The sequence below is a fragment of the Oscillospiraceae bacterium genome (assembly GCA_022483045.1).
Lineage (GTDB): Bacteria > Bacillota > Clostridia > Oscillospirales > Acutalibacteraceae > Caproicibacterium.
Map to the genome: position 1 here is coordinate 611,248 of JAKVOA010000001.1, position 26,310 is coordinate 637,557.

Below are 26,310 nucleotides of genomic sequence, written 5' to 3' on the forward strand. Positions count from 1 at the left end.
ATAATCCACACAAGCGCCTGCCATTGGCGCCAAAAGCGCAATAACAGAGGAGTGAATCATCTCATGGACAGACTTTTAACGCTGCTCAATGAAAACGCCCGCCTTACCACAAAACAGCTGGCTGTCATGCTCAACGAGACCGAGGAAAACGTAAGCAACGCCATTACACAATACGAGAAAAGCGGGGTTATCCGCGGCTACAAGGCAATTATCAACTGGGAAAAGGTAGATGGCAACAACGCCATCGCCATTATTGAGCTGCGCGTTTCCCCCAAGCGCGAGCGCGGCTTTGACGAGATCGCCGGCAAAATCATGAGCCTGCCAGAGGTAGACAGCGTTTACCTGGTTTCCGGCGGATACGACCTGGCGGTGGTTATGCACGGCAGCAGCATGCACGAAATTGCCATGTTTGTTATGCGCCGCCTTTCTACCCTGGATAGTGTTCTTTCCACCACCACCCACTTCGTCCTGACCCGCTACAAAGCAGACGGCATTATTATGAATGCCGCAGAGGAAAAGGACGAGAGGAGGGACCTTTCCTGTGATTGACTATGCGACCCGCCTGAACCCCGAGATACAGGCGCTCAAGCCTTCCGGCATCCGCAAATTCTTTGATATTGCGAATGAAATGGAAGACGTGATTTCGCTATCGATCGGCGAGCCGGATTTTGTCACGCCGTGGCATATTCGGCAGGAAGGAATCCGATCCCTGCAGGACGGCAAGACTTTTTACAGCCCGAATCGCGGCTTTATGGAGCTGCGGGAGGAAATTTGCAGCTGGTTCGAGCGGCACTACCGTGTGAAATACGAGCCCAAAACCGAGTGTCTGGTGACCGTGGGCGGTAGTGAGGCAATCGACAACTGCATCCGCGCGCTGGTAAGCCCCGGCGATGAGGTGCTTATTGTACAGCCCAGCTTCGTGTGCTATCAGCCCTTGACCGAAATGGCGGGCGGTGTGCCTGTGATTATCGAAACCAAGGCGGAAAACAGCTTCCGTCTGACGCCCGAGGCGCTGAAAGCAGCCATTACCCCGCGCACCAAGCTCTTGATTCTGCCGTACCCCAACAACCCGACCGGTGCAGTTATGCGTCGCGAGCACCTCAATGCCATTGCAGATGTGCTGCGTGGGACGAATATTATAGTACTTTCCGATGAAATCTACAGTGAATTGACATACGGCGAAACGCGCCACGTCACATTTGCCGATATTCCGGATATGCGTGAACGCACCATTGTTGTCAATGGCTTTTCCAAAGCTTTCGCGATGACCGGCTGGCGCTTAGGCTATGCGCTCGGCCCGGCGCCGATTATCAAGCAGATGACAAAGCTGCATCAGTACGCCATTATGAGCGCCCCCACCATGAGCCAGCTTGCGGCAGTCGAAGCCATGAAAAACGGCGACAACGATTGCTCTTATATGCGGCAGCAGTACGACATGCGCCGCCGCCTGATTGTAGATGGATTTAATGAGCTGGGTCTTTCCTGCTTTGAGCCGGAGGGCGCGTTCTACATATTCCCGTGCATTCGCTCTTCCGGGCTTTCCAGTGATGAGTTCTGCGAAAAGTTGATTGAAGAAGAGCACGTCGCGGTGGTGCCGGGTACGGCTTTTGGCGACTGCGGCGAGGGCTTTGTGCGGGTTTCCTATTCCTATAGTATTAAACATATTACAGAAGCGCTGTCGCGTATTCGGCACTTTATGAAAAAGCACCATGCCGATACACTGTAAGGAAGTGACTGTATGACACTGCAGGAGCCTGCCTTTGCAAAACTGAATCTTTCGCTGGACATTACCGGCCGCCGGGCCGACGGCTACCACCTGCTGTCAATGGTGAATATCAGCGTTTCCCTGCATGATACGCTTACCCTGACACGTTCTCCCGGCGGGCTGCGCGTGCACTGCCGGCAGCAGGGCCTGCCCGGTGCACCCGCTGTACCGGAGGGGCCGGAAAACCTGGCTTACCGTGCGGCAGAGGCGTTCTTTCGGCTGACCGGCGAAACCGACCGCAATGTCTGTATCTCAATTCAAAAAAGAATCCCGAGTGAGGCCGGCATGGGCGGGGGCAGCTCAGATGCGGCCGCGGCCCTGCGTGGGCTTTGCCGTCTGTATGGCTGCCTGCTTTCGCCGGAGCAGCTCTGCGCCGCCGCAGAAAAAATCGGTGCAGATGTGCCGTACTGTGTGCAGGGAGGCACCAAACTGGTGGAGGGTATCGGCGAGGAAATCAACCTGCTGCCGCCGCTGCCACCGTGCTGGATTGCTGTGGGAAAACCCGCCGTCGGTGTCAGCACGGCATTGGCATACCGCCGCGCAGATGAGCGCGGCACACAAAGCTGCTTTTATACGCCGCGGGTGACAGAGGCCCTGCAGCGGGCTGACCTTGCCGCAGTGGGCGCTTCTCTTGGCAACGGATTTGAGGAATTGGTTTCTCTGTCGGAAATCGGTGTCCTTAAAGACGCGCTCCTGCATGCGGGGGCGCTCGGTGCCTGTATGACTGGCAGCGGCTCTGCGGTCTTTGGCATTTTTGCGGATAGAGACTCCGCCGCCGCTGCACAGGTCAGTCTGCAGCAGCTGTGCCCGTATGCGTTTTTGTGTACGCCGCAGGCGGAAGAGAATCTGTTGTAAAATTTCATACGGAATTTTTTGCATAGTCCGCCGCACAAGCTTGCGGCGGATTTTTTACGCTGCCTCTGCCGCACGGCCCTTTTTGCACCATTTTCAACCTGCATGGTAAACTGATGACGCGCAAAAGGATATGCAGACCACAAAAAACATTTTGCACGAAAATGGTACAGAATTGTCTTTCTTCGGTACATTCAATTATTTTCTGCATGATTGCAAAAAAAACTTGCATAATGCAGCAAAGTAGGGTATACTAGGTCTATTCTTATTCAATAAACTAAACTTTAGAAGATTAAAGGGCGGTTATGCAGAATTTTTGAAAGAATTGCTTTCAAAAATTCTGCTGGAGAATGGCTATCGGCAATGGCTGCCGCGCGAAGCGGCGGCTTTTTGCTTTTTATAGCAAATTTGTAGCGAGTGAGGGATTCGTTTATGAAAAAGAGCAGGATCATGAGACTGTCTGCGCTTCTTTTGGCGGCGGTTATGGCTGCCACGGCTTTCAGTGGCTGCGGCAGCAGCAAGCGCGCCTCTGACACAGGCAGTGCTTCCGGCACAGCGGCAAGCGGCACGGCAAACATTAAAGATACCTTTACCTATGCACAGGGCGCTGACCCCCGCGGCCTGGACCCCGCACTGATTGATGACGGTGAGTCCGCTAAGATTATCTGCAATATCTACGAGGGCCTGCTAAAGTACAACAAAGACTCTACTGAGGTGGAACCCTGCCTTGCAGAAAGCTGGACAATTAGCAGCGACAAGACAAAGTATACCTTTAAGCTGCGCAAAGGTGTCAAGTTCCAGGATGGCACCGACTTTAACGCCGCGGCCGTAAAGAAGAGCATCGACCGCCAGCTTGAGCCGAATGCTACCGACGACATGCCTTATGCCTCTTTCGTCTTTGGCTCTATCAAGGCAAAGAGCGGCGTTAAGGAAGTAAAGGTCGTAGACGACAGCACCGTGGAAATCGACCTTTTCAGCCCTGAGACACCTTTCTTAAAGAACCTTGCCATGGTCATGGCTGCACCGATTGTCAGCCCGACTGCGCTGGAAAAATACAGCAATAACCTCAACGAGCACCCGGTAGGCACCGGCCCCTATACCTTTGTTTCCTGGACCAAGGGTCAGAATGTCAAGCTGAAGAGAAACGACAACTACTGGGGCACCAAGGCAAAGACAGAAAATGTTGTCTTCCGCTTCATTAAAGAAAACTCCGCCCGCGACGTTGCCCTTACTTCCGGTGAAGTAGACGCAATCGACGGCATCAGTGCAAACGACGTGACGCAGCTGAAGAGCGGCGGCGCGCAGATCTTCAGCTCTGAGGGCATGACAATTAACTATATGGCTTATAACACCACCTGCACAAAGTTTAAAGACGCCGCCGCACGCAAGGCTTTCAGCCAGGCGGTCAATGTGCAGGAGCTGGTCAAGAGTATTTACAAAGACTATGCAACTACGGCAAATTCGGTTATGCCTTCCTTTATGAATCCGCTGACCAGTACTGTAAAGGCAACTTCCTACGACAAGGCCGCTGCAAAGGCTGGGCTTGCTAAGGCTGGCATTACTTCTGTAAACATGATTACTTATTCGAATCCGCGCCCGTACAACTCCGTGGGCGGGCAGGTGCTTGCCGAGGCAATTCAGGGTTACCTGAAAGATGTCGGCGTGACCTGCAATATCAAGACTTATGACTGGACTACATATAAGTCCATTGTGAAAAAGGGCGACTACGATATCTGCTTCTACGGCTGGACCGGCGACAACGGCGACCCTGACAACTTTATGAACCTGCTCGATGACAAGGACACCTCGATGAACGTCGCGCGCTACAGCAATGCAGATTATCACAAGCTTATCAGCGATGGCCTGACCCTGGAAAACGGCGATGCACGCAACAAGCTGTACACCAAGTGCGAGCAGAAAGTTGCCGATGAAAATGTTTGGCTCAACATTTCACACTCCAAAAACCTGGCCGCCTACAACTCTAAAGTAAACGGCTACTATTATCATCAGACCGGCATTACGCCTTTTGAGGGTGTAACGGTTTCTAAGTAATTTCCAAGTAAGAGAAATTATAGAAATGTTTTCGCGCTGAAAGCTTGCGGTTACGGCTTTCAGCTTCTTTTTAGGCGAAAGCGTTTCGGCGTGGTTTCTACATAGATAGGAAAGGGATTGACTTATTTGGTTAAATACACCATCAAAAGAATCTTAATGCTGATTCCAGTCTTGCTTGGGGTTTCGCTGGTTGTCTTTTTAATCATGCGTGTATTTTCCCCTGACCCGGCGCCTGTGGTGCTGGGCGAGCACGCGAGCAAGGCGGCAATGACACAGTGGCGTGACGCACACGGGCTGAATGACCCGATTGTCCTGCAGTTTTTTGATTTCCTGAAAAACGCCCTGACCGGCAACTTCGGTACTTCTTACTATACCAATCAGCCGGTGAGCAATGAAATTATGTCCCGCTTTCCCGCTACCGTTGAGCTGGCCATCTGCGCCATTATCTTCGCATCCGTGCTGGGCGTTATTTTGGGCGCAGTGGCTGCTGTACATAAAAACACCGCGGCCGACTATGCAAGCACCCTGGTGGCACTGGTGGGCATCTCCATGCCGATCTTTTGGCTGGGCATTCTGTTGATTATCCTGTTTTCGGGCGTGCTGCATATTTTGCCGAGCACCGGCCGCATTGACCCCATGCTGCAGCCAGTGGGTGGCACCGGGCTTTACATTATCGATACGCTGACTTCCGGCGATTTTGAGGCTCTGGGCGACACGCTGAAACACCTGGTTATGCCAACTTTAGCGCTTTCCCTGTACTCTATGGCAATTATCACCCGCATGACGCGCTCCAGTATGCTTGATGCCCTGAATCAAGACTACATCCGCACGGCGCGCGCCAAAGGCATCAGCGAAAGCCGTGTGGTCAAGCACCACGCTCTGCGCAACGCGATGATTCCGGTAACTACGGTTATTGGGCTGCAGTTTGGTTCGCTGCTGGGCGGCGCCGTACTTACAGAGACGGTGTTTGCATGGCCGGGCATTGGCAGCTACACGGTCGAGTGCATACAGAAGTCAGACTTCCCTGTAGTGCAGGCGGTCGTGCTGATTATTGCAACGATTTACGTGATTATCAATTTGATTGTAGACTTGATTTATGCGCTGCTGGATCCGCGCATTAAATATGCGAAGGAAGAGGGGTAGCCAAATGCCTGAAAAACAGAGCACAGCAGCTGCGTTGTCTTCTTCTGCAGATGTGCTGACAGAAAAGCCAGAGTCCGTGTGGAAATCCATGTGGGACAGCCTGCGCCAAAACAAGGCCGCCGTTGTCAGCATGGTCTTCATTCTGCTGTTGGTTTTCATTGCGATTATTACAGCCATTTTTCCGCAGGTGCTGCCGCATGATCCGTACGAGCAGGATATGACAAAAACTTTTATTGCGCCAAACAGCACGTATTGGTTTGGCACCGACCAGCTTGGCCGCGATGTTTTCAGCCGGGTGCTTATCGGCACGCGGGTCAGCCTTTCGGTAGGCGTTATCGCAGTTGCTATTTCACTGACCATTGGCATTTTCTTTGGCTCTTTGGCGGGGTACATGGGCGGCGCAGTGGATACGATTATTATGCGCGTTATGGACGTTATGCTCTCCATTCCGTCCATTCTGCTTGCTATCGCCTTTATGGCGGCTTTGGGGCAGGGCATTGACAAGGCAGTCATTGCTATCAGCCTGGTGTCTATCCCCGAGTATGCACGCATTATCCGCGGCGAGATTCTGTCGGTAAAGCAAAACGACTATGTGCAGGCGGCCCGCGTGGTGGGCAACCGCGACGGCAGAATCGTTTTCCACCATGTGCTGCCCAACGTCATGTCCTCTATTATCGTGCGTGCAACACTGGGCATTTCCTCGGCAATATTGGACGCTTCCGCACTGGGCTTTCTGGGTCTGGGCGTGCAGCCGCCCGCGGCCGAGTGGGGCGATATGCTGGGCCGCGCCCGCAACTACATTTTCTTAGCGCCCTATACGCTGATCTTTCCGGGCCTTGCCATTTCGCTGACTGTGTTGGCATTTAACCTGCTGGGTGATGGACTGCGCGATGCACTTGACCCGAAATCCAGACAGAATTGAGGCGGGGTAGAGATGAAGCTGCTTGAAGTAAAACATTTAACAACTGAATTTAAAGTAAAGCACGGCATTGTGCGCGCGGTAAACGACATGAGCTTTCACGTCAACGAAGGCGAGATCCTTGCCGTGGTGGGCGAGTCCGGCTCGGGCAAAAGCGTGACCTCCCTTTCCATTATGGGGCTGTTGCCGGGCAACGGCAGAGTAGCCTCCGGCGAAATTCTGTACCGCGGCGAAGATCTGCTGAAAAAGACTGAAGAACAAATGCGGGCCATCAAAGGCGACAAAATCAGCATGATTTTTCAGGAGCCGATGACCTCCCTTAATCCGGTGTACCGTGTAAAAGACCAGATTATGGAAAGCATTTTGACGCATAACAAGAAGATGAGCAAAAAAGAGGCTTTGGAACGCACGGTCGAGATGCTGCGCACGGTGGGTATTCCCTCCCCAGAAGAGCGCGCAAACGACTACCCGCACCAGATGAGCGGTGGCATGCGCCAGCGCGTGATGATTGCTATGGCGCTTGCGTGCAGCCCTGACCTGCTGATTGCAGACGAGCCGACCACCGCCCTCGACGTGACCATTCAGGCACAGATTTTGGACCTGCTTTACCAGATGCGTGAAAAATTTAATATGTCCGTCATGCTCATTACGCACGACTTAGGCGTCGTGTCTGAGGCGGCCGACCGCGTGGTCGTGATGTACTGCGGGCAGATTGTGGAAAGCGCCGAGGTAAACTCTTTGTTTGCGCACCCAATGCACCCATATACTTTGGGGCTGCTCAGGTCGATTCCGCGGCTGGAAGATGAGAAAAAAGGCCCGCTCTATATGATTCGCGGTATGGTGCCAAACCCACTGCATATGCCGCCGGGGTGCCCTTTCAGCGACCGCTGCGACCGCTGCATGGAGATTTGCCGCGAGAAAAAGCCGGAGCTGCGCACAGTGGGCGACCATCAAGTACGCTGTTTCCTCTATGAAGATGCAGCAAAAACAGGCGAGGAGGCACAGAGATGAGTGACGAAGTCCTGCTGGATGTTCAGCATCTTAAAAAATATTTTCCGGTAGAAAAGAACTTTTTCGGTAAAACAACGTCTGTGCTGAAAGCAGTGGACGATGTTTCCTTTCAGATTAAAGAAGGCGAGGCTTTCGGCCTAGTGGGCGAGTCCGGCTGTGGCAAGAGCACTATTGGCAAGATGATTGTTGATTTGTATACGCCGACTGCCGGGAAAATTCTGTACCGTGGCACCGATTTGACCTCCCTTTCTAAAAAGGAACGCCGTAAATTCTGTAAAGATATACAGCTGATTTTTCAGGACCCGTATGCGTCATTGAATCCACGCATGACGGTGGGCGACATTATCGCCGAGCCGATTCTCATCAACCACCTGCGGCCCAAAAACGAGGTAGAAAACCGCGTCAGCGAGTTGCTGAATTGTGTCGGCCTTTCGCAGAATTACCGCAACCGCTACCCTTATGAGTTTTCTGGTGGGCAGCGTCAGCGCGTGGGCATTGCGCGCGCGCTTGCGGTAGAGCCAAAGCTGATTGTTTGCGACGAGCCGGTTTCTGCACTGGATGTTTCGATTCAGGCGCAGGTGCTTAACCTTTTGGACGAACTGAAAGAGGAATTTCACCTGACGTATCTGTTCATTGCGCACGGCCTGAACGTTGTGAAGCACATTAGCGACCGCGTGGGGGTTATGTACCTTGGCAAACTGATGGAAATTGCCGACGACGAGGAGCTGTACCACAACCCGCTCAATCCCTATACACAGGCGCTGCTGTCGGCTATTCCCTCAGTAGACCCAACCAAGCGCCATAAGCGCATTATGCTGAATGGCGACGTGCCCAGCCCCATTGACCCGCCGCCGGGATGCCGCTTCTGTTCGCGCTGCTTCAAACGTACCAAGGGCTGCGAAGCTTTTGATACGCAGCTGCGCGAAGTTGTCCCAAACCATTATGTCGCCTGCAAGCTCTATGAAAAAGAGCAGGCGCAGAGCAGTCAAAAAGATTCCGCATGATTTTTGCTGCGAGAAAGCGGGTAAGTTATTTACAATACGTTTTTTTAACAGGAACAGCAGAATGCGCGCAAGCGCACTCTGTTTGCGCCGAAAAGGTATAGAGAATCTTTCCGCAGAAACGGTAGCCCAATAAGCCAAATCCCTTCAAAAGCAAAGATACTGCAGAGCAACCGCAGAAATGCGGCTGCTCTGTTTTTTACGGTCATTTGTGTAGTTAGCGTTCGTATACAAAAATAAAATAAAAAATGCTTGACAGCATAAGTTAGTAGTGGTAAACTAATCGAGGTGAGAGGTTAGAAATATCTAACCTTTTGTTTTGGCCCATAAGTTAGCAAAAGCTAATAATAAGGAGGGAAAAACAATGATGCCATTGTCTATGGCAAAAGCGGGCGAGCGAGTTACGATTCGCCGCATTACCGGAAAGGACGAGGTGCGCCAGCACTTGGCGGAGCTTGGCTTTGTAGTGGACGGCGAGGTGACGGTGGTAAATGAGCTGGGCGGCAACCTCATTTTGCAGGTGAAAGACAGCCGCATCGCGCTGGACAAAAGCATGGCAAACCGAATTCAGTTTTAAGGAGGAATTGGCATGAAAACACTGAGTGAAGTGCAAGTTGGGCAGCATGTGACGATTAAAAAGCTGCACGGAGAGGGCGCAGTGAAGCGCCGTATTATGGACATGGGGCTGACAAAAGGCACTGACCTGTATGTGCGTAAGGTAGCGCCTTTGGGCGACCCCATGGAGCTGAACGTGCGCGGGTATGAGCTTTCGGTACGAAAAGCAGATGCACAAATCATTGAAGTAGAGTAAATCTTTTGCTGTGAAAAGAAAAGCAAAACCGTAGAGCACAGAAAATCCGCATACGATTTGTGTACATCAGTTAGTAAAAGCTAATAAAGTTAGTGAATGCTAAGAATTGGCATGTGAAGTTCGCATGGTGAAATACAGGCGCTTCCCTTGCTGCGAAAGAGAGAGCAAGTCGTTCCAGATGCTTTTATACAGCAAAAGCATTGCGCTGATGCGTTTTTTACTGTAAAAAGAAAAGCAAAACCGCACAGTACAGAAAATCTGCATATGATTTGTGTACATCAGTTAGTAAAAGCTAATAAAGTTAGCACAAGCTAAGACTCCTGAGGAGGAAGGCAAATGGCAATTACAATCGCGTTGGCAGGTAACCCAAACTGCGGCAAAACAACGCTGTTTAACGACCTGACCGGTTCCACCCAGTACGTAGGCAACTGGCCCGGTGTCACTGTAGAAAAGAAAGAGGGACGCCTGAAAGGCCACAAAGACGTGATCATTCAGGACCTGCCCGGTATTTATTCTCTTTCGCCGTATACCCTGGAAGAGGTCGTCACCCGGCAGTACTTGGTCAACGACAAGCCGGACGTTATCTTGGATATTGTAGACGGCACAAACATCGAGCGAAACCTTTACCTGACCACGCAGCTCCTGGAGCTTGGCATTCCAGTGCTGATGGCGGTCAATATGATGGACCTGGTAAAAAAGAAAGGCGACCAAATCGATACGGCAAAGCTTGGCGAAGAGCTGTGCTGCGAAGTGGTTGAAATCAGCGCCCTGAAAGGACAGGGGAGCATGGACGCCGCTTTAAAGGCTGCGGCTCTGGCGCAGACAAAGACGTCTGCGGAAAACCGCCCACACGTCTTTACCGGCAGCGTTGAACATGCCATAGCACATATCGAGGAGTCTATTCAGGACAAGGTAGACAACCAAAGCCTGCGGTGGTACGCCATTAAAGTCTTTGAGCGCGACGAAAAGGTGCTGGCCGAGCTGAAACTGGACCCCGCTCTGCAAGAACATCTGGAAAAACATATTAAAGACTGCGAAACGGAAATGGACGACGATGCCGAGAGCATTATCACCAACCAGCGTTACGCGTACATCAAGGGTGTTATCGATAAAGCAGTGCGCAAAAAGCCAGTAAAGGGAAACCTCTCCACTTCCGACAAAATCGACCGCGTGGTGACAAACCGCATTCTGGCCATCCCGATTTTCGCATTCATTATGTGGCTGATGTACTTCATCTCTGTGACGACCCTGGGCGGCGCAGCAGATGACTGGATTAATGAAACGTTGTTTGGCGACTGGATTCCCAATGCAGCGACGGCCGGCTTGCAGGCCGTGGGCGCGGCGCCCTGGCTGCAGAGTCTGGTCGTGGATGGCATCATCGGCGGTGTTGGTACAGTGCTCGGCTTTGTGCCGCAGATGCTGCTGATTTTCTTCTTCCTTTCTGTACTGGAAGATTCCGGCTACATGGCACGTGTTGCATTCATTATGGACCGCCTGTTCCGGCGCTTTGGTCTTTCCGGCAAGTCCTTTATCCCCATGCTCATCGGCTCCGGCTGCGGTGTGCCTGCCATTATGGCGGCGCGCACCATCGAAAATGAAAAGGACCGCCGCATGACCATTATGCTTGCGCCATTCATTCCCTGCACGGCAAAGACCGTCATTATCGGTATGATTACGGCCGCGTTCTTCCCGCACTCTTCGTTTATTGCGCCCGCCATGTACCTTTTGGGTATCGCCATTATTGTACTTTCGGGTATCGCAATGAAGAAAACAAAGTATTTCGGCGGCGATCCGGCACCATTCGTTATGGAGCTGCCGGCGTACCACATTCCGTCTTTAAAAGGCGTGCTCATTCATATGTGGGAGCGTGCCCGCGCCTTTATCATCAAGGCCGGCACCATCATCTTTACCGCCTGCGTGGTTATCTGGCTGCTGTCTAAGTTCAGCTGGAACATGCAGTTCCTCGACACGAATATTGACAAGAGTATTTTGGCAGGCATTGGCAACGCGATTTCCTGGTTCTTCGCACCGCTCGGCTTCGGAAACTGGAAAGGCGCTGTCGCTGTCATCAGCGCAGAAATGGCAAAAGAGCAGGCAATCAGCACATTGGCCGTGCTCAACAGCGTTTCGGACCCGAACAACGATGCTTTGGTTGCACAGGGTATTGCCGGTATGTTTACAACTATGGGTGCTTTCTCGTTCATGATTCTCAACCTGTTTGACCCGCCGTGCGTGGTTGCTATGGCTACCACCGTGCGCGAAATGGGCAGCGCAAAGTGGGGCTGGATCGCTATCGGTTACCAGTGCGCTATCGGCTATGCGCTGGCGCTCGTTTGCTACCAGATCGGCATTCTCTTCACAGGTGCGGCTTTCAGCATTGGCACAGTTGCGGCGCTCGCGGTGCTTGCACTTGCAATTTACCTCGTCTTTAGGAAGAATCCCTACAAAGAACACAGCACGGCTGCGGTCAGTTCAGTAGCTGCTGCGGCCGCCAGATAACTCTTTTTGGTGTGACAAAAGATAAGTATTTGCGATATGTTTCTTTTGCTGTGAAAGCGGGTAAGCACCTCCAAGACGCGTTTGCACAGAAACAGTATCGTGCTGGCAGCAGAAAGCAAAAAACAAAACGTTCTTTTGTGATGGAAAGGCGGGCTTTTGCCCGCTTTTCTTTTAGGAGAATCCCTTATGATGGAACTGACGGATGCACATCTGCATTATTTACTTGCTATTTACACCATTGCACAGGAGCAGCGCGATGTCTGCTCCACCAGCATTTCACAGTACCTGCAGGTCAGCGGGCCCTCGGTTTCGCGGATGCTCGGCGTGCTGATGAAAAAGCAGCTGATTGTAAAAAAGCGGTACGGAAAGATTTATCTGACGGACAGCGGCTTTTTGATTGCGCGTGATTTTGACCGCAAGATGAAGCTGCTGAAAAAGCGCATTCCGCTGATGCAGCTGCCGCTTTGCGAAAAAAAGGCGGAGTCGCTGGCCTTTGCTATGGCTGTGGTGCTGTTTAAAGCAGACGCCTGTGCAAAGCCTTTGGCATAAAAGAAAGGTAAGCAGCCGCAATACGTTTTTTCATAGAAACAGTATTGAGCTCACGCGTTTCTTTTGCGGTAAAAAAAGATGCAGGAAAGGAGAAAAACATGGCGACGGCAATTTTGTGTATCGCTCTGGTTGTGGCGGTTGTGTTTAGCATTAAAAGCTATACCCGGAAGATGGCGAGCGGCTGCTGCGGGGGAGGGGATGCACCGCGCAGGGAAAAAGTGAAAGACAGAGACCCCAAGCATTATCCCTACTCGGCGGTTTTAAAAATCAGCGGCATGTCATGCGAAAACTGTGCGGTGCGTGTGGAAAATGCACTGAATTCTTTAGACGGCGTTTGGGCGAAAGTCAATCTGCGCACTCACACGGCGCGGGCACTGCTCAAGACCCCAATGAGCGGCGAACGGCTGGCAGACCCGGTGTGCAGGGCTGGCTATATCGTAACGGATGTTTTTTGCAGTGAGAATTTTTGCGGCGAAACGAAAGAAAAGCAGCCGTAAAAATTCTGTATTTCTCAATTTTTGTACTTGACAGGCCAACCTGAATTGTGCTATGATAGCGGTAGTTAGTAAAAGCTAACCACCGCTTGTCTTATTTCTGTAAATAAGGAATACCATGTATATTAGTTAGTCAAAGCTAATTAAATTGAGGAGGTAACCATGAGTGTCGTTATCGTTGGCGGTTATGATTATATGGAGCCGCAGTACAAAAACGTGTGCAGGCAGTTTGGCTGCAAAGCAAAGATGTTCAGCTGGATGAAAGGGGAAATGAAGCGCAAAATCGGCTCACCGGACCTCATTGTGCTGTTTACTGGCACAGTGTCGCACAAGATGGCGCGCTGTGCGAAAGATTCTGCCAAGCACTGCCACGCACAGCTGGCTCAGTGCCACAACAGCAGCCTGCAGTCCCTACAGAAAATTTTGCGTCAGCACTGCATGCCAGGGGAGGGGGAAGTTCATGCAGATGTCGTTTGAGGCGGCACTCATTCTGTACTGCTCGCCTGCGCTTGCCGGGCTGAAGCCTGCAAATCTTTTTTTGTACCGTGAAGTGGATACAGCGCAGGTAAAAAAAGAGGCTGCGCACTGGAGTAGCCTGCTGGGTCCGTTTGGCGTGGCGGTAAAAGTGCTGCGCAGCTGCGGTTCCGAAAAGACAAGCTTAGTGTATGTTTACCGCAAAGCGCAGCTGGAAAGCATCCTTGCCGGACAGAGCACACGTGTCTTCCTTGAAAAACTGGGGTATGTTGTCGGGCAGGGCAGCGCGCTGCCGCTGTGTCAGCTTTCTGCGAAGCTGTGTACAGCGCGGGATTTCCCGCATGAGATTGGTATTTTTCTGGGGTATCCCTTGGCGGATGTGATTGCCTTTGTAAAAAATCACGGCGAAAACTGCGCCTACTGCGGTACGTGGAAGTCGTACGGTGACCCGCAGGCAGCCAAACAGTACGCGGCGCGCTGCAGCAAATGCAGCCGCATCTACAGGGAACGTTTCCGGCATGGCACGCCGATTCTGCAGCTGGTCGTAGCTGCTTAATCCATAGATTCCTATATTACAGAAAGGAAGTACAAGAATGAAAAAAACAGCAGTTGTTTATTGGAGCGGCACAGGCAATACAGAGACCATGGCAAATTTGGTTGCAGAGGGTATCACCGCGCAAGGCGGTAAGGCGGATGTCTTCACGGCGGCGGATTTTTCCGCGGACAAAGCAAAAGAATACGAAGCCTTTGCGCTGGGGTGCCCGTCAATGGGGACCGAACAGCTGGAAGAATCCGAATTTGAGCCAATGTATGAAGCAATTAAGCCGGAACTTGCCGGCAAGCCGGTGGCGCTCTTTGGCTCTTACGGCTGGGGGGACGGCGAGTGGATGCGCAACTGGGCGAGCGACTGCAAGGCTGCCGGGGCTAAGCTGGTCGCCGAGCCGGTCACTGCAAACAATGCGCCGGACGCCCAAGCCGAAGCGGACTGCCGCGCCTTAGGCGCTTCTTTGGTGTGAAAAGAAAGGTAAGCAGCTTTTCTACAGACAAGCGATCGCGCCACAGGCCCTTCGCGGGGTGAAAAGGCCTGTGTTAGAGCGGTGCATGACACCTGATCAGCCACATGTTTTTTAGATTACAAGTTCCTTTTCATGTATATCCTATTGCACAGATGCACAGCAAAAGGCCGAACTGGGAAAGACAATGCTCCGCTTTCCGGTTCGGCTTTTACTGTGAAAAGAAAGAAAAGCGGCTTTTGCATTTTTCTGTATTTTCGTCCTGTTTTGCAGTATGATAAATTGAAAGAATCGGAAAAGACGAAACTTTCCGCATATTACGGGTATGGTACGTGAGAAGCGCTTGTGTGCAGAAGCGGGCGGTAGCACAGGCCGCCCCGGTTGCATATTCTGTACAGGAAACATACAGAGAAAGGGGCCAGAGCACATGTGTGGAATCGCCGGATGGATCGATGACCAGGTGTATATGCCGGACCAGCAGACGGTACTGGATGCAATGTCGCGCACCCTGGAACGCCGTGGGCCGGATGACAGCGGCCAGTATATTGAGCCGGGGGTCAGCCTGCTGCACCGCAGACTTGCCGTGGTAGACCCGGAAAACGGGCACCAGCCCATGACAGCAAAGACTGCGGCAGAGACGTACACTTTGGTGTATAACGGGGAACTGTACAATACAGAAGAGCTGCGAAAAGAGCTGCAGACGCTCGGCTGTGCCTTTGCAACGCACAGCGATACAGAGGTGCTGCTGCAGGCGTACATCACCTGGGGCGCGGCGTGCCTAAAGAAGCTGAATGGCATTTTTGCCTTTGCCGTGTGGGAAAAGAATGGCAGAAGCCTGTTCGCGGCGCGTGACCGCATGGGGGTAAAACCTTTTTATTATTATCCGTACGCGAATGGCTTGGTCTTCGGCTCGGAAATCAAGGCCCTGCTCGCAAATCCGGCGGTAGAGCCAGTGGTCGACAGCGACGGCCTCAACCAAATTTTTCTGCTCGGTCCGGGGGCCATTCCGGGGCGGGCAGTGTACCGCGGCATGGAAGAGCTCGCTCCCGGGTACTGCCTGAAGTACAGCGTGAAAGACGGCCCCCAAGTGCACCGCTGGTGGAAGCTGCACGCGACGGAACATACCGAAAACGAGGAAGAGAGCATTGCGCATGTGCGTGCCCTGCTGACCGACAGCATCCGCCGGCAGCTGGTTTCAGATGTGCCGCTGTGCACGCTGCTTTCCGGCGGGTTGGATAGCTCGATTATTTCCGCTGTTGCCGCGAGGGAGTACCGCCGGCAGGGCAGGCAGTTGCATACCTATTCTGTGGATTATGTGGATAATGATAAGGATTTTCAACGTAATTCCTTTCAGCCCGCCCCAGACAGCGAGTATGTGGGCGACATGGTGCAGGCCATCGGGTCACGCCATCACAATATTGTCTTGGGCAATGCTGCCCAGGCCGATGCCCTGCTAGACGCCGTGCGTGCCCGCGATTACCCCGGTATGGCCGATATTGATTCTTCCTTGCTGCTGTTCTGCCGAAAAATTAAGCCGGACTTTACCGTGGGCCTTTCCGGCGAGTGTGCCGATGAGATTTTCGGCGGTTATCCGTGGTACCACCGGGAAGAAATTCTGTTTGAAGATACGTTCCCGTGGTCCCGCTCGGTCAACCTGCGCAAAAGCATCTTGCAGCCGGATGTGCTCAAAGGCGACAGCGCAGAGTACGTGCACGCAGAGTATCTGAAAACCGTGAATGATACCGAAAAGCTGCCCGGCGAAAGCAAAAAAGAGGCGCGTATGCGCGAGATGTTCCGGCTCAACACCGACTGGTTTATGCAGACGCTCTTGACCCGCAAAGACCGCATGTCCATGTACAGCGGGGTTGAAATGCGTGTACCTTTCTGTGACCACCGGTTGGTGGAGTACACGTACAATCTGCCGTGGGAGCTGAAAAGCCTGCACGGGCGGGAAAAAGGAATCCTGCGCGAAGCGTTCAGCGATATTTTGCCAGAACGTATTGCGTGGCGGAAAAAGAGTCCCTATCCGCGTACTTTCAGCCCGGCATACGCTAAGCGGGTGATGGAGCTGTTCCGCGGGGCAATGGAGGCGGGCAGTCCGCTTTTGGAGATGCTCAATTTTGGCCGTCTGCGCGAGCTTGCTGACCACCCCGACCGTCTTTCAGAGCCGTGGTACGGCCAGCTCATGCGTGTGCCGCAGATTTTTGCGTATCTTTTGCAGATTCACTGGTGGATGACCGAAAATCATGTGCGCCTTGTGTAAAGCATATCTATAAAGAAATTCTATAGAAAGCGGCAGGGCTCCTTTTGGGGGCTCTGCCGCTTTTTCTCCTTTTTCTTTCTTCCAAAATTCACTTTTATAAATCGCCACAAGAGTTATTTCTTGTCGGACTATAGCATGAAGACGGCTGTTGTTGATAGGGAATCTGTACTTTCTTCACATCTGGTACAGCGCAACCATCAGCGGCATGGTGACCATGCACAGCAGTGTTGTGACAACGTTGATTGCACCGGCGTAGTCCGCGTCTTTGCCGTACACCTGCGCCATCTGCGTAATTGTAGAGGCCGAGGGCGTAATGGTCGCCAGCAGCGTGACCAGCAGAATGCGCTTTCCGTTTTCCGCTAAAGAGGCAATACCACTGTACTTTAAAAACAGCAGTACCAAAAGAGGAACTGCAAAGAGCCGCAGCGCCGTTACCAGCCAAATCTTTTTGTAAGACAGCAGCCGCCGGAAGCTGGTGCCTGCAATCAGCATGCCGGTAATGAGCATGGCAATCGGGGCAATCATGCTGCCAATAGAGTCGACCGCGTCGTTTACCGCATCCGGCAGATGAACTTGAAAAATAAAAAATAAAATGCCAACCAAAATGGCAATCATGTTGACGTTGGTCAGTATTTTTTTGAGGTCCGGCTTCTTTTCGCCACAGATTAGTGCCTTGCCGTGGCTCCAGAGCAGAAACAGCTGTACCGAAACGAAAGCACTTGAGTAAATGACCCAGTCTTTGCCGAGCATAGCCGTTACAAGCGGAATCACTAGATTGCCTGCGTTGGAGTAGATGACTGAAGCCTGCTCTACAGCGTCCAAATGCAGACCGCGGCTTAAAAGAGAGGTAAATAGAATTAGAAAAACGTGAATGACGACCGCGGCGAAAAAGGCAAGCAGCAGGCCGTTGCGAATCTTTTCACTGTAGCTTATCTGAAACGCCGAAAGAATCATGCACGGCATAATCAGATAAATCGACAGCGCCGACAGGACCTTGCTGTCCTCTGCTTTACAGATTTTGGTTTTCACCAGCAGCACGCCCAGCAGCATCATCAGAAACAGTGAGATGATTTTTTTAATTAGAATCAGTACAATCAAAACGAAACCCCTTTTCGCTTTTGCTTTTGACGGGCAGGTACCGCAGACCCGCATAATTCCCGTAGAGTATTATATTACCATATTTTTGCCGCCTATAAAAGGCCTTACGCTGTGGTTTCGCCGAACACTGCTTTATCGCACAGAGCATTTGGTTTTGTACTTGCGCTTCGTAAACATAATCGTAAATATATACTTTTGGAAAATGTTGTGCTATAGTTTGGGTATGCACTGGCTGGTGCGTCCCTTACGCTGTGGTTTCACCGGACGCTGCTTTATCGCACAGAGCATTTAGCTCTGCGTCAAGTAAACAAAATCGTAAAAATGTAGATATGATTTATGGGGAGGGCATTTAGATATATGAAGACATTACAGGATGCTGCTTTATCGCACGGGTCATTTAGTTCTGCGTCAAGTAAACAAAATCGCAAAAGAGGAATTGCGCTGGCGTGCAGTCTCGCCATTGTTGTGATGGAAATCGTGAGCGCCTGTATGAGCTGGAGCGAACATGGTGTGCGCATGTTCACATTTTATACTGAGGATAGTAACCTGCTTGCCCTGGCCGCCTGCGGCGTTTATTCGTATTTCCTGATTCGTGAAATTGCAAAGGGGCGCGAAATCCCTGTGTGGGCGACTATGTTTAAGTACATCGGTACGTGCTGCCTCATGCTTACGTTTTTGGTGGTAGTGTGCATTTTAGCCCCAATGCTGGGAGGTGCACGGGGATACCAGGCAATGCTGCTAGAAAACTCCATGCTGTATCACCATCTGATTTGTCCGCTGGTGGCGCTGGCTTCATGTCTCTTTGCTGATGCAGATCCCTTGCCGGTAAAAAGGGCTGCACTGTATGCAATGGTGCCCACCCTGGTGTATGCGGCGGTCATCATCGTGCTGAATATCTGCAGGGCGCTTAGTGGGCCGTATCCGTTCTTGATGGTTTACCGGCAGCCGTGGTGGGCTTCGGTGCTGTGGTGTGTGGGAATTATCGGCTTTGCATATGTCATTGCCCTGGCACTTGCAGCTTTGCGCGGCAGGACCCACAGTGGAAAACAGGCGAAAAAGCCAGCTTCAGGTACAGCCTATTAAGACAAATTTTACATACAAAAACAAAATACAGCATGTCTGCCGGCTGCCGCGGTTTCCCAATGCGGCCGGCTTTGCGATACGTCCCGCGGTTTACGCGTTCCCTGTGTGCCGCGGGCTTTTTGTGATAAAGTGCGTTTTTACGATGCCAGGCACTTCTTTTCTTATGTTGGACTTGCACCAAGCACATTCTATGGAATACTCATGAAGTTTTAGCTTGCATGCAGTAAACGAAATCGTAAAAAATCGCAGAAAAGGCACAGCCAAAACGGCTGTGCCTTTTCTGTATTTTTTATTTAGATTAGATGTATAGAAAAGTTGTGTTCCAATGCAGTTATTCCTGCTTTTGCAGGTACTCGTTGACTTCGGTGCACAGATTCTTAATGCAGCCGTCCTCAAAGGGCAGCTGCAGCCCGGCCAGCTGAACCAATTCAACATAAGTCTTAGTGCCGCCCGCTTTGACAAAGGTCAGGTAGCGCTCGAAAGCCGCTTTCCAGTCCTTGACCGAAGCAGACCAGAACTCCAGCGCGGTGGTCTGCGCCAGGCAGTAGTCAATGTAGTACAGCGGGCAAGAGTAGATGTGGTGCTGCCGCTGATATCCGCCGCCAATGCTGAAATACGTCAGATTGTCAAAATCAATCCACGGGCGGTAGGTGTGCTCCAGTTTGAGCCAGGTATCCTTGCGCTGTGCGGGGGTCAGCTCTGGATTCTCGTACATTGTGGTCTGAAAATCATCTACTAAGCAGCCGTACGGAATGAAATCGAGGGCCGCCTCCAGCTGATACTGGTGGAACTTTTTGTACTCCGGATCGCCAAAGAACAGCTTGTCCCACGGGCGGGAAAACAGCTCCATCGACATTGAGTGTGTTTCGGCACCCTCCATGGTGGGGCAGGCGGTCTCGCGAATCGGCATCTCGCGCGACATGTAGTCGGCAAAGGCATGGCCAGCCTCGTGGGTCAGCACTTCCACGTCGCCGGCGGTGCCGTTGAAGTTGGAGAAGATAAACGGTGACTTATACGCGGGCAGGCTGGTGCAGTAGCCGCCGCCGGCCTTGCCGGGTTTGCTGTCTAGGTCAAACAATTCATTTTCTGTCATGAAGTCAAAAAATTCGCCAGTGAGCGGGTTCATTTCGTGGTACATCTGCTTTGCCATGTCTACCAAGTGCTGTGTCGAGCCCTGCGGCTTGGGGTTGCCATCCGGGAAAAGGCAGGCATCATCGTAAAACTTAATGTCCGAAATGCCCAGACGCTTTGCCTGGCGGGCCTTGAGCTCGGAAATCATTGGCACCAGGTCTTTGACAATCTGTCTGCGGTAGGCTTTTACCTCTTTCGGGCCATAGCAGTTGCGGCCAAGGCGGTCGTAGCCCAGCTGTACATAATTTTCGTACCCCAGTTTCTTTGCCTGCGCGGTGCGGTTCTTCACGAGTTCATCGTAAATCGCATCGAAGCGCTCAGAGTTGGCGCTAAAAAACTGTCCGATTTTCTCCCAGGCCTCTTTGCGCACGCCGCGGTCGCCGGCGGTGCTGTACTTTACAATCTGTGACAGGTTCACGGTTTCCCCGTCAATTTCAATTTTTGCAGAGGCCAGCAGCTTTTCGTACTCTGTGACCAATGCGTTTTCTTTCTGCATCAGGTCAATGACAGCGGGCGAAAAAGACTTGAGAGAAAGCGCAATATTTGTAAAGAAGAGGCGGCCGGTCAGCTTTTCCAGCTCTGCACGGAAAGGCGTCTTGCTCACAGCACGGTAAAAGTCCTGCTGATATTCGTGGACCACCGGGTTATTATGGTCGAAAAAGGCCATCTCACCCTCATAGAATGGGTCAGTGGTGTGAATGCTGTTGCGGATATAGGCAATGGTAGAGAGCGTGTCAAAGTCGCTTGCCAGCTTTTCATGCTGTAAAATCACTTGGTACTGTTCTTGTGCTGAGGTGCTCTTTTCAAAGCGCTCGGTCAGCGCGCGGTATTCCTGCTTTACTTTTGCAAGGTCGGGGCGGTGGTAGGGCATGTCTTGAAATTTCATTGTGCAAATCTCCTTTATAGTACCGATTTCTTACAGAAACTATTATAGCATATCCGGCCGAACCCGCCGCAGCAAATTTTGCGTTTTTCCGTAATTTTCCGCTGGTAGTCATACTGTCAGACATAGAGGTAAAATAGAAAAGGAAATATCAGATTTTGATTTCTGCAAAAAATATGGAAAAAATGCGGTCTCATTCGCTTATTTAGGAAGAAAATTGCACCTTTTCAATTTTAATAATGCAGAATATGCGTTTTATCTTGCATTATAGGGTATTAAGTGCTATAATTTTAGTCGACTTTAAGGAATGTTTGCACACCTGTTTTGGAAAAATGCAGTGCCCGGGTCTGCGGGCGGGGGTCGCCCCCAAACTGTGTGGCAGGACGCCTGCCCGCACCAAAGACCCGCTGGACAATATGTCAGACAACGTTTTCGGCAGGGAGGCCGAGGCGTGCAATTCTTCATTTTTGTTCGCTTTAACAGCAAAAAGCGCTAAATCACGAAAGAAAGCGGCGCTTTTCCTTATTATATATTCGCCAAAGAGAACAGCAATGAAAAAGAGAACGTCAGGTTTTGTCTGGGGGCATGAGCGTGTTTCAAAACATCAAGTCAATGCGTGTAAGTGACCAAATCGTCAGCCAGATTCAGACCCAAATTGTCGAGGGGGAGCTTTCTCCCTGCCAAAAATTGCCGAATGAAACCGAGCTTGCGCAGCAGTTCGGTGTCAGCCGCGCCTCTGTACGCGACGCGCTGATGATTTTAGAGTCAAAGGGTCTGGTGGAACGCCGCAAAAACGGCGGCACGTTTTTGTGCAGGTACTGCCTGGAAAAGATTCTTGCGGCCATTGACATTCCGCACAAGCTTGACAGCGAGCTTTTCGAGGACCTGTACGAAGCGCGCGAGATACTGGAAATCAAGGTGGGCGAGCTTGCCTGCGAGCGCGCCGACAAACTGGACTTGATGAAAATGGAACGCACGCTTGAGATGATGCAGCAAAGTCTTGCGCGCGGCGGCTCTGGTATTAAGGCTGACATCCTGTTTCACCAGTGTGTGGCCATGGCCACCAAAAACCAGATTATCGCCGGGCTGGTGCGGTCACTGGGCACGACGATGGAGGCTATGCGTACCAAAACATTGGCCTACCCCGGCAGGCTGGAAAAATGCCTAGCAGAGCATCACGCCATCTACATGGCTATCAAGGACCGCGACGCGCCCCGTTGTGCCGACCTGATGCGGCAGCATTTCAGCGCTGTGGCCGAAATCCGCGAAAAGCTCAACGCCGAGTCAAAGCTCGACTCAGCCGGCTGACGCTGCCATTTCTTTATTTGTGCATGACAAATAAAGTTGGTCTTGCACCAAGCGTGCTTTATCGCACGAAACATAAAATTTTGTGATTGCACCCTGTAAATGCAATCGTAAAAAGTTAATTCATTCATTTATAATTAGATAAATGAATTAAAATATTTAAGATGAAAATTATGAGGAAAGGTGAGTGTTTTATGAAAGACCATAAGAAATTAGCGGGAATCACCAGCATGACCCTTGCAGTCTGCATGTTGTTTTCAGCGTGCGGTAGCAGCGGAGGAGCAGCCACCAGCAGCACAGCGGCTTCCGGCGCAGCCGGCAACACCGCAGGCTATGGTACAGATATCCGCACCATCGCTGCGACCAATGCTTCCAAGCTGCCGTCCGCAGCTTCTGCCAGAAAAGATACTATCGTTGTCGGCGTTGCCGATATGAGCGGCAGCTTTAACCAGCTGTATGGTTCCAGTGCAGATGACTACCACGTCTCTATCCCGATCAGCGGCGCATCTTTGGGCGGCGTTGACGACAAGGGCAATATCATCGATGGCACTGCTGCCATGACAGTTTCCAGCGACGGCCTTACATATACTTTTAAACTGAAATACGACGATAAATACTCCGACGGCTCTAAAGTAAAGGCCGAGGACTATGTCAACTTCTATAAGGTCATTTGCGATAAATCCTACGATGGCCCCAGCAACACCCTTGTTTCCTACAACGTGACCGGTGCACAGGCTTACTACGACGGCAAGGCTGACAGCATCTCTGGTATTAAGGTTGTAGATGACAAGACAATCCAGATTAAACTGGACAAAGTCAATACCAGTGCTCAGTATATGCTCAGCGGCGCTTACCCGATTTCCACCGCATTGTACGGCAAGGTGCTCAAGCACGGCAACCTGGCCGGCTTTAAGGCACTGGATATGAAGAAGTATGTCAGCAACGGTTCCTATAAACTGACCGACTACAAGCAGGGCCAGAGCGCTACTTTAAAGTCTAACCCGAATTACTATGAGGGCGCACCGAAGATCCCGAACATCGTCGTCAAGGTCGTTGCAGAGGGCTCTGAAATGCAGGCCGTCACGACCGGCGAGGTCGATGTCGATGATGAGGTCACCGCAAATGCAGACCAGATTCAGGTCGGCAAGCAGGCGGGCTTCGTCAATATGCAGCTTGAGCCTACTCTGGGCTATGGCTGGATTGGCCTGAACCACAAGAATCCGCTGTTCCAGGACCAGAAAGTCCGCCAGGCTTTGCTGTATGCAATTGACCGCAAGAGCATCATCAAGTCTATTTACGGCGACTACGCCAATGTACATAACATCAACCAGACTGCAGAAAGCTGGCTGTACACCACCGAAGGCATCAATACCTATGACTACAACCTCGACAAGGCCGCAAGCCTGCTCAAAGAGGCCGGCTGGACCAAGGACAGCAGCGGCAACCTGACTAAGAACGGCAAGCAGTTTAAGTTTACATTTACCGCAACCAAGGGCAACGCCGTCACCGACGTTATGATTCCGGCAATGATTTCAGCATATAAGAAACTTGGTATCAACATGCAGGCAGAGTACGTCGATTGGCCGACTCTGCAAACCAAGTTCCAGAAGCTGACCTATGACATGTCCTTCATGGCGTGGGGCATGACCGCCGACCCGGATGACTCTTATATCTACAAGACCGGCGGCTCTGAAAACTACCTGGGCTACAGCAACAAAGAACTGGATGCTGCCTATGAAAAGGCCCTCTCTACGATGGATAAGACCCAGCGCAAGGCTGCTTACCAGAAAGCATACCAGATCATCAATACAGACCTGCCAAACTACATCATTTACCAGCGCAGCGACTGCATAGCCTACAACACCCGTTTCAAGACTTTCAAGTATTCTCCGTACAACCCGATTTACAGTGTGTACGACAAACTTGAACTGAAGTAAGCTGTACTTACAAAATAAATTGGTTATTCTTTGGAAAAGGGCCTTCGTGGCCCTTTTCTGAGTTTACACTATAATTTTTACTCCGCTATCTCAGGAAAGGACTTGAACGGTGAAACTAACATGAAACAGTACACAATTCGACGCCTGCTCATTATGATCCCGATTCTGCTGGGTGTTTCGATTGTCGTCTTTGCGCTGATTGCCTGTATTCCGGGCGACGCCATCGATGCACAGTTTGGCACCTCGCATCTCTCTGCCGCAAAAATCGCAGCCCTCAAAGCTTCTCAGGGGTTCGACCAGCCGGTTGTTCAGCGCTACTTTACGTGGCTTGGCAATGCCCTGCACGGCAATTTCGGCTACTCTTTCCAGTACAATCTGCCTGTCTCTACGGTTATCCATGACTTTATCTGGAACTCGTTTCTGCTGGCCATTGTCTCTTTTATACTGGAAATGGCTATCGCTATCCCGATTGGTGTGCTCTCTGCTACCAAAGTACATTCTTTCTTTGATGTACTCTTTACCATTGTCGCGTTTGCTGGCATTTCTCTGCCTTCTTTCTTCCTGGCACTGCTGCTGCAGAAAGGCTTCGCTGTAGACCTGGGCTGGCTGCCTATGGACGGCATGCAGTCCGCCGGTGTCAACCTGACTGGCGCTGCCCACGTTGGCGATGTCATTCAGCACATGGTGCTGCCGGTTATCTGCCTAACCATGATGGGCATTGGCGGCACAATGCGCTATGTGCGCACCTCTATGCTGGAAGTCATTCATCAGGACTACATCCGCACCGCGCGCTCAAAGGGACTTTCCGAGCGGGTCGTCATCTACAAGCATGCATTGAAAAATGCCTGCATCCCGATTGTTACTTTCATCGGCAACGCTATTCCTGGTCTTTTCTCCGGTGCACTCATCACCGAAACCGTGTTTGCGTGGCCGGGCATTGGCAAAATATTCCTTGCCTCTATCAACAAACGTGACTATATGTTTATGATGGGCTACATCATGCTGCTTGCCCTTTTGATTATGCTGGGCAATCTGATTTCAGATATTCTGTACAGCGTGGCTGACCCGAGAATCCGTTTAAAGTGAGGCATGGATAATGAGCAAAAATAAAGCAAAGACAAAAGCAAAAAAAGACGTAATTGAGACGCCATGGCATCTTTCCATGCGCAAACTAAAGAAAAACAAGCTCGCCATGGTGGGCCTGATTTTCCTGATTGTCATGATTCTTTTCTGCCTGATTGGCCCGCTGTTTTCCCCTTACCGTGATATTACGGAAGTGGATATTTTAAATGCGAAACAGCCGCCGTCTTCCGTACATTGGCTTGGCACTGACACCAGCGGCCGTGATATTATGACCCGCTTGATGCTCGGCGGCCGTATCTCCCTGATGGTCGGCCTTATCGCCACCGCAGTCGAGATTTTTGTCGGCGCATTTTTGGGTTGTGTTTCCGGCTACTACGGCGGCGCAGTCGACACTGTCATCATGCGTATCGTTGATGTTGTGCTGTCCCTGCCGACCATGCCTATTTTAATCATGATCAGCGCTATTTTTTCAGACCTGCATGTCGATACCGGCTCGCGTATCTACTTCCTCATGCTTATTTTAGCATGTTTGGGGTGGGCCGGCATCTGTCGGTTCTTCCGCGGGCAGGTGCTTACTGTGCGCGAAATGGACTATATGGCCGCAACAGAGGCCATGGGCCTGCACGACATGCGCAAGATATTCAAGCATATCATGCCAAATGTTTTTCCGCTGATTATTGTTACCGCGACTCTTTCCGTTGGTGATACCATTCTGATGGAGTCCACGCTGTCTTACCTGGGTGTCGGCGTACTGCCGCCTTATGCCAGCTGGGGCAACATGGTGCAGGAGGGTTCTAATATGATTGACTTTACCCTGCATCCGTGGATGTGGATGCCGGCCGGCTTCTGTATTCTTGCAACCGTGCTGTGCATCAACCTGTTCGGCGACGGCCTGCGCGACGCCCTCGACCCCAGAATGGTGTCCGGTAAGTGAGGAGAGAATC

At 51.5% G+C, this 26,310-nt stretch carries 24 protein-coding genes; 22 read left to right on the forward strand and 2 right to left on the reverse strand.

The genetic code is table 11. The features are described 5' to 3' along the window. The first annotated feature begins 63 nt into the window (after positions 1-63). The 17 genes from LKE53_02920 (at position 64) to asnB (ending at position 16,846) form a co-directional block, all read left to right on the forward strand. On the forward strand, positions 64-549 hold the full coding sequence (locus LKE53_02920; GenBank protein MCH3971714.1) for an Lrp/AsnC family transcriptional regulator: 486 nt from the start codon (positions 64-66) through the stop codon (positions 547-549). After that, on the forward strand, positions 542-1,726 hold the full coding sequence (locus tag LKE53_02925; GenBank protein MCH3971715.1) for an aminotransferase class I/II-fold pyridoxal phosphate-dependent enzyme: 1,185 nt from the start codon (positions 542-544) through the stop codon (positions 1,724-1,726). Before LKE53_02920 ends, LKE53_02925 begins: the two co-directional genes overlap by 8 nt. A 12-nt stretch (positions 1,727-1,738) precedes the next feature. After that, a complete protein-coding gene (ispE, locus tag LKE53_02930) occupies positions 1,739-2,620 on the forward strand; it encodes a 4-(cytidine 5'-diphospho)-2-C-methyl-D-erythritol kinase (protein ID MCH3971716.1) in 882 nt (293 codons plus the stop codon). Between the two features lie 429 nt (positions 2,621-3,049). Further along, entirely contained in the window at positions 3,050-4,669 is a 1,620-nt protein-coding gene (locus LKE53_02935) for an ABC transporter substrate-binding protein (GenBank protein ID MCH3971717.1), read from the forward strand. Positions 4,670-4,795: 126 nt separating this feature from the next. Continuing rightward, positions 4,796-5,812: an ABC transporter permease gene (locus LKE53_02940; GenBank protein ID MCH3971718.1), complete on the forward strand. Its 1,017-nt coding sequence runs from the start codon at positions 4,796-4,798 to the stop codon at positions 5,810-5,812. Positions 5,813-5,816: 4 nt separating this feature from the next. Beyond that, complete coding sequence (locus LKE53_02945) at positions 5,817-6,734, forward strand: ABC transporter permease (GenBank protein MCH3971719.1); 918 nt, start codon at positions 5,817-5,819, stop codon at positions 6,732-6,734. A gap of 12 nt (positions 6,735-6,746) precedes the next feature. After that, positions 6,747-7,742, forward strand: a complete 996-nt coding sequence (locus LKE53_02950; GenBank protein MCH3971720.1) for an ABC transporter ATP-binding protein — start codon at positions 6,747-6,749, stop codon at positions 7,740-7,742. Beyond that, on the forward strand, positions 7,739-8,746 hold the full coding sequence (locus tag LKE53_02955; GenBank protein ID MCH3971721.1) for an ATP-binding cassette domain-containing protein: 1,008 nt from the start codon (positions 7,739-7,741) through the stop codon (positions 8,744-8,746). The genes LKE53_02950 and LKE53_02955 overlap by 4 nt, the downstream gene beginning before the upstream one ends. Before the next feature lie 361 nt (positions 8,747-9,107). Then, the gene (locus tag LKE53_02960; protein MCH3971722.1) at positions 9,108-9,320 is read left to right on the forward strand and encodes a ferrous iron transport protein A; all 213 of its coding nucleotides are present in this window, start codon (positions 9,108-9,110) and stop codon (positions 9,318-9,320) included. 12 nt (positions 9,321-9,332) lie between these two features. Further along, positions 9,333-9,554, forward strand: coding sequence for a ferrous iron transport protein A (locus LKE53_02965; protein MCH3971723.1), 222 nt, complete (start codon positions 9,333-9,335; stop codon positions 9,552-9,554). 336 nt (positions 9,555-9,890) lie between these two features. After that, entirely contained in the window at positions 9,891-12,053 is a 2,163-nt protein-coding gene (feoB, locus tag LKE53_02970; protein MCH3971724.1) for a ferrous iron transport protein B, read from the forward strand. A gap of 186 nt (positions 12,054-12,239) precedes the next feature. Beyond that, complete coding sequence (locus LKE53_02975) at positions 12,240-12,602, forward strand: MarR family transcriptional regulator (protein ID MCH3971725.1); 363 nt, start codon at positions 12,240-12,242, stop codon at positions 12,600-12,602. 98 nt (positions 12,603-12,700) lie between these two features. Further along, entirely contained in the window at positions 12,701-13,099 is a 399-nt protein-coding gene (locus LKE53_02980) for a cation transporter (GenBank protein MCH3971726.1), read from the forward strand. A 159-nt stretch (positions 13,100-13,258) separates the two neighbouring features. Further along, positions 13,259-13,573, forward strand: coding sequence for a DUF2325 domain-containing protein (locus tag LKE53_02985; protein ID MCH3971727.1), 315 nt, complete (start codon positions 13,259-13,261; stop codon positions 13,571-13,573). Then, on the forward strand, positions 13,557-14,126 hold the full coding sequence (locus LKE53_02990; protein ID MCH3971728.1) for a DUF3793 family protein: 570 nt from the start codon (positions 13,557-13,559) through the stop codon (positions 14,124-14,126). Before LKE53_02985 ends, LKE53_02990 begins: the two co-directional genes overlap by 17 nt. A 37-nt stretch (positions 14,127-14,163) precedes the next feature. Next, entirely contained in the window at positions 14,164-14,586 is a 423-nt protein-coding gene (locus tag LKE53_02995; protein MCH3971729.1) for a flavodoxin, read from the forward strand. 424 nt (positions 14,587-15,010) lie between these two features. Next, positions 15,011-16,846: an asparagine synthase (glutamine-hydrolyzing) gene (gene asnB / locus LKE53_03000; GenBank protein ID MCH3971730.1), complete on the forward strand. Its 1,836-nt coding sequence runs from the start codon at positions 15,011-15,013 to the stop codon at positions 16,844-16,846. A 174-nt stretch (positions 16,847-17,020) separates the two neighbouring features. On the opposite strand, the gene LKE53_03005 is transcribed toward asnB, so the two are convergent. Then, on the reverse strand, positions 17,021-17,944 hold the full coding sequence (locus tag LKE53_03005; GenBank protein MCH3971731.1) for an AEC family transporter: 924 nt from the start codon (positions 17,942-17,944) through the stop codon (positions 17,021-17,023). A 357-nt stretch (positions 17,945-18,301) separates the two neighbouring features. Between LKE53_03005 and LKE53_03010 the strand changes: the two genes are divergently transcribed. Further along, the gene (locus LKE53_03010) at positions 18,302-19,027 is read left to right on the forward strand and encodes a hypothetical protein (protein ID MCH3971732.1); all 726 of its coding nucleotides are present in this window, start codon (positions 18,302-18,304) and stop codon (positions 19,025-19,027) included. Between the two features lie 331 nt (positions 19,028-19,358). Here LKE53_03010 and LKE53_03015 read toward each other — a convergent pair whose 3' ends face one another. After that, positions 19,359-21,044: a M3 family oligoendopeptidase gene (locus tag LKE53_03015; protein MCH3971733.1), complete on the reverse strand. Its 1,686-nt coding sequence runs from the start codon at positions 21,042-21,044 to the stop codon at positions 19,359-19,361. Between the two features lie 570 nt (positions 21,045-21,614). Between LKE53_03015 and LKE53_03020 the strand changes: the two genes are divergently transcribed. The 4 genes from LKE53_03020 to LKE53_03035 all read left to right on the forward strand — a co-directional run bounded on the left by LKE53_03020 (position 21,615) and on the right by LKE53_03035 (position 26,300). Next, positions 21,615-22,349 (forward strand): FadR family transcriptional regulator, encoded by a 735-nt coding sequence (locus LKE53_03020; GenBank protein MCH3971734.1) that lies wholly within the window; start codon positions 21,615-21,617, stop codon positions 22,347-22,349. A 191-nt stretch (positions 22,350-22,540) separates the two neighbouring features. Further along, on the forward strand, positions 22,541-24,283 hold the full coding sequence (locus LKE53_03025; GenBank protein MCH3971735.1) for an ABC transporter substrate-binding protein: 1,743 nt from the start codon (positions 22,541-22,543) through the stop codon (positions 24,281-24,283). Positions 24,284-24,403: 120 nt separating this feature from the next. Continuing rightward, positions 24,404-25,369 (forward strand): ABC transporter permease, encoded by a 966-nt coding sequence (locus tag LKE53_03030; protein ID MCH3971736.1) that lies wholly within the window; start codon positions 24,404-24,406, stop codon positions 25,367-25,369. 10 nt (positions 25,370-25,379) lie between these two features. Beyond that, positions 25,380-26,300 (forward strand): ABC transporter permease, encoded by a 921-nt coding sequence (locus LKE53_03035; GenBank protein ID MCH3971737.1) that lies wholly within the window; start codon positions 25,380-25,382, stop codon positions 26,298-26,300. The last annotated feature ends 10 nt before the right edge of the window (positions 26,301-26,310 follow it).

Excerpts from the sequence above, each read along its gene's own strand:
- LKE53_02920 (MCH3971714.1), top strand. The coding sequence starts at position 64 with ATGGACAGACTTTTAACGCTGCTCAATGAAAACGCCCGCCTTACCACA.
- ispE (MCH3971716.1), top strand. The coding sequence starts at position 1,739 with ATGACACTGCAGGAGCCTGCCTTTGCAAAACTGAATCTTTCGCTGGAC.
- LKE53_02935 (MCH3971717.1), top strand. The coding sequence starts at position 3,050 with ATGAAAAAGAGCAGGATCATGAGACTGTCTGCGCTTCTTTTGGCGGCG.
- LKE53_02945 (MCH3971719.1), top strand. The coding sequence starts at position 5,817 with ATGCCTGAAAAACAGAGCACAGCAGCTGCGTTGTCTTCTTCTGCAGAT.
- LKE53_02950 (MCH3971720.1), top strand. The coding sequence starts at position 6,747 with ATGAAGCTGCTTGAAGTAAAACATTTAACAACTGAATTTAAAGTAAAG.
- LKE53_02955 (MCH3971721.1), top strand. The coding sequence starts at position 7,739 with ATGAGTGACGAAGTCCTGCTGGATGTTCAGCATCTTAAAAAATATTTT.
- LKE53_02960 (MCH3971722.1), top strand. The coding sequence starts at position 9,108 with ATGATGCCATTGTCTATGGCAAAAGCGGGCGAGCGAGTTACGATTCGC.
- LKE53_02965 (MCH3971723.1), top strand. The coding sequence starts at position 9,333 with ATGAAAACACTGAGTGAAGTGCAAGTTGGGCAGCATGTGACGATTAAA.
- feoB (MCH3971724.1), top strand. The coding sequence starts at position 9,891 with ATGGCAATTACAATCGCGTTGGCAGGTAACCCAAACTGCGGCAAAACA.
- LKE53_02975 (MCH3971725.1), top strand. The coding sequence starts at position 12,240 with ATGATGGAACTGACGGATGCACATCTGCATTATTTACTTGCTATTTAC.
- LKE53_02980 (MCH3971726.1), top strand. The coding sequence starts at position 12,701 with ATGGCGACGGCAATTTTGTGTATCGCTCTGGTTGTGGCGGTTGTGTTT.
- LKE53_02985 (MCH3971727.1), top strand. The coding sequence starts at position 13,259 with ATGAGTGTCGTTATCGTTGGCGGTTATGATTATATGGAGCCGCAGTAC.
- LKE53_02990 (MCH3971728.1), top strand. The coding sequence starts at position 13,557 with ATGCAGATGTCGTTTGAGGCGGCACTCATTCTGTACTGCTCGCCTGCG.
- LKE53_02995 (MCH3971729.1), top strand. The coding sequence starts at position 14,164 with ATGAAAAAAACAGCAGTTGTTTATTGGAGCGGCACAGGCAATACAGAG.
- asnB (MCH3971730.1), top strand. The coding sequence starts at position 15,011 with ATGTGTGGAATCGCCGGATGGATCGATGACCAGGTGTATATGCCGGAC.
- LKE53_03010 (MCH3971732.1), top strand. The coding sequence starts at position 18,302 with ATGAAGACATTACAGGATGCTGCTTTATCGCACGGGTCATTTAGTTCT.
- LKE53_03015 (MCH3971733.1), bottom strand. The coding sequence starts at position 21,044 with ATGAAATTTCAAGACATGCCCTACCACCGCCCCGACCTTGCAAAAGTA.
- LKE53_03025 (MCH3971735.1), top strand. The coding sequence starts at position 22,541 with ATGAAAGACCATAAGAAATTAGCGGGAATCACCAGCATGACCCTTGCA.
- LKE53_03030 (MCH3971736.1), top strand. The coding sequence starts at position 24,404 with ATGAAACAGTACACAATTCGACGCCTGCTCATTATGATCCCGATTCTG.
- LKE53_03035 (MCH3971737.1), top strand. The coding sequence starts at position 25,380 with ATGAGCAAAAATAAAGCAAAGACAAAAGCAAAAAAAGACGTAATTGAG.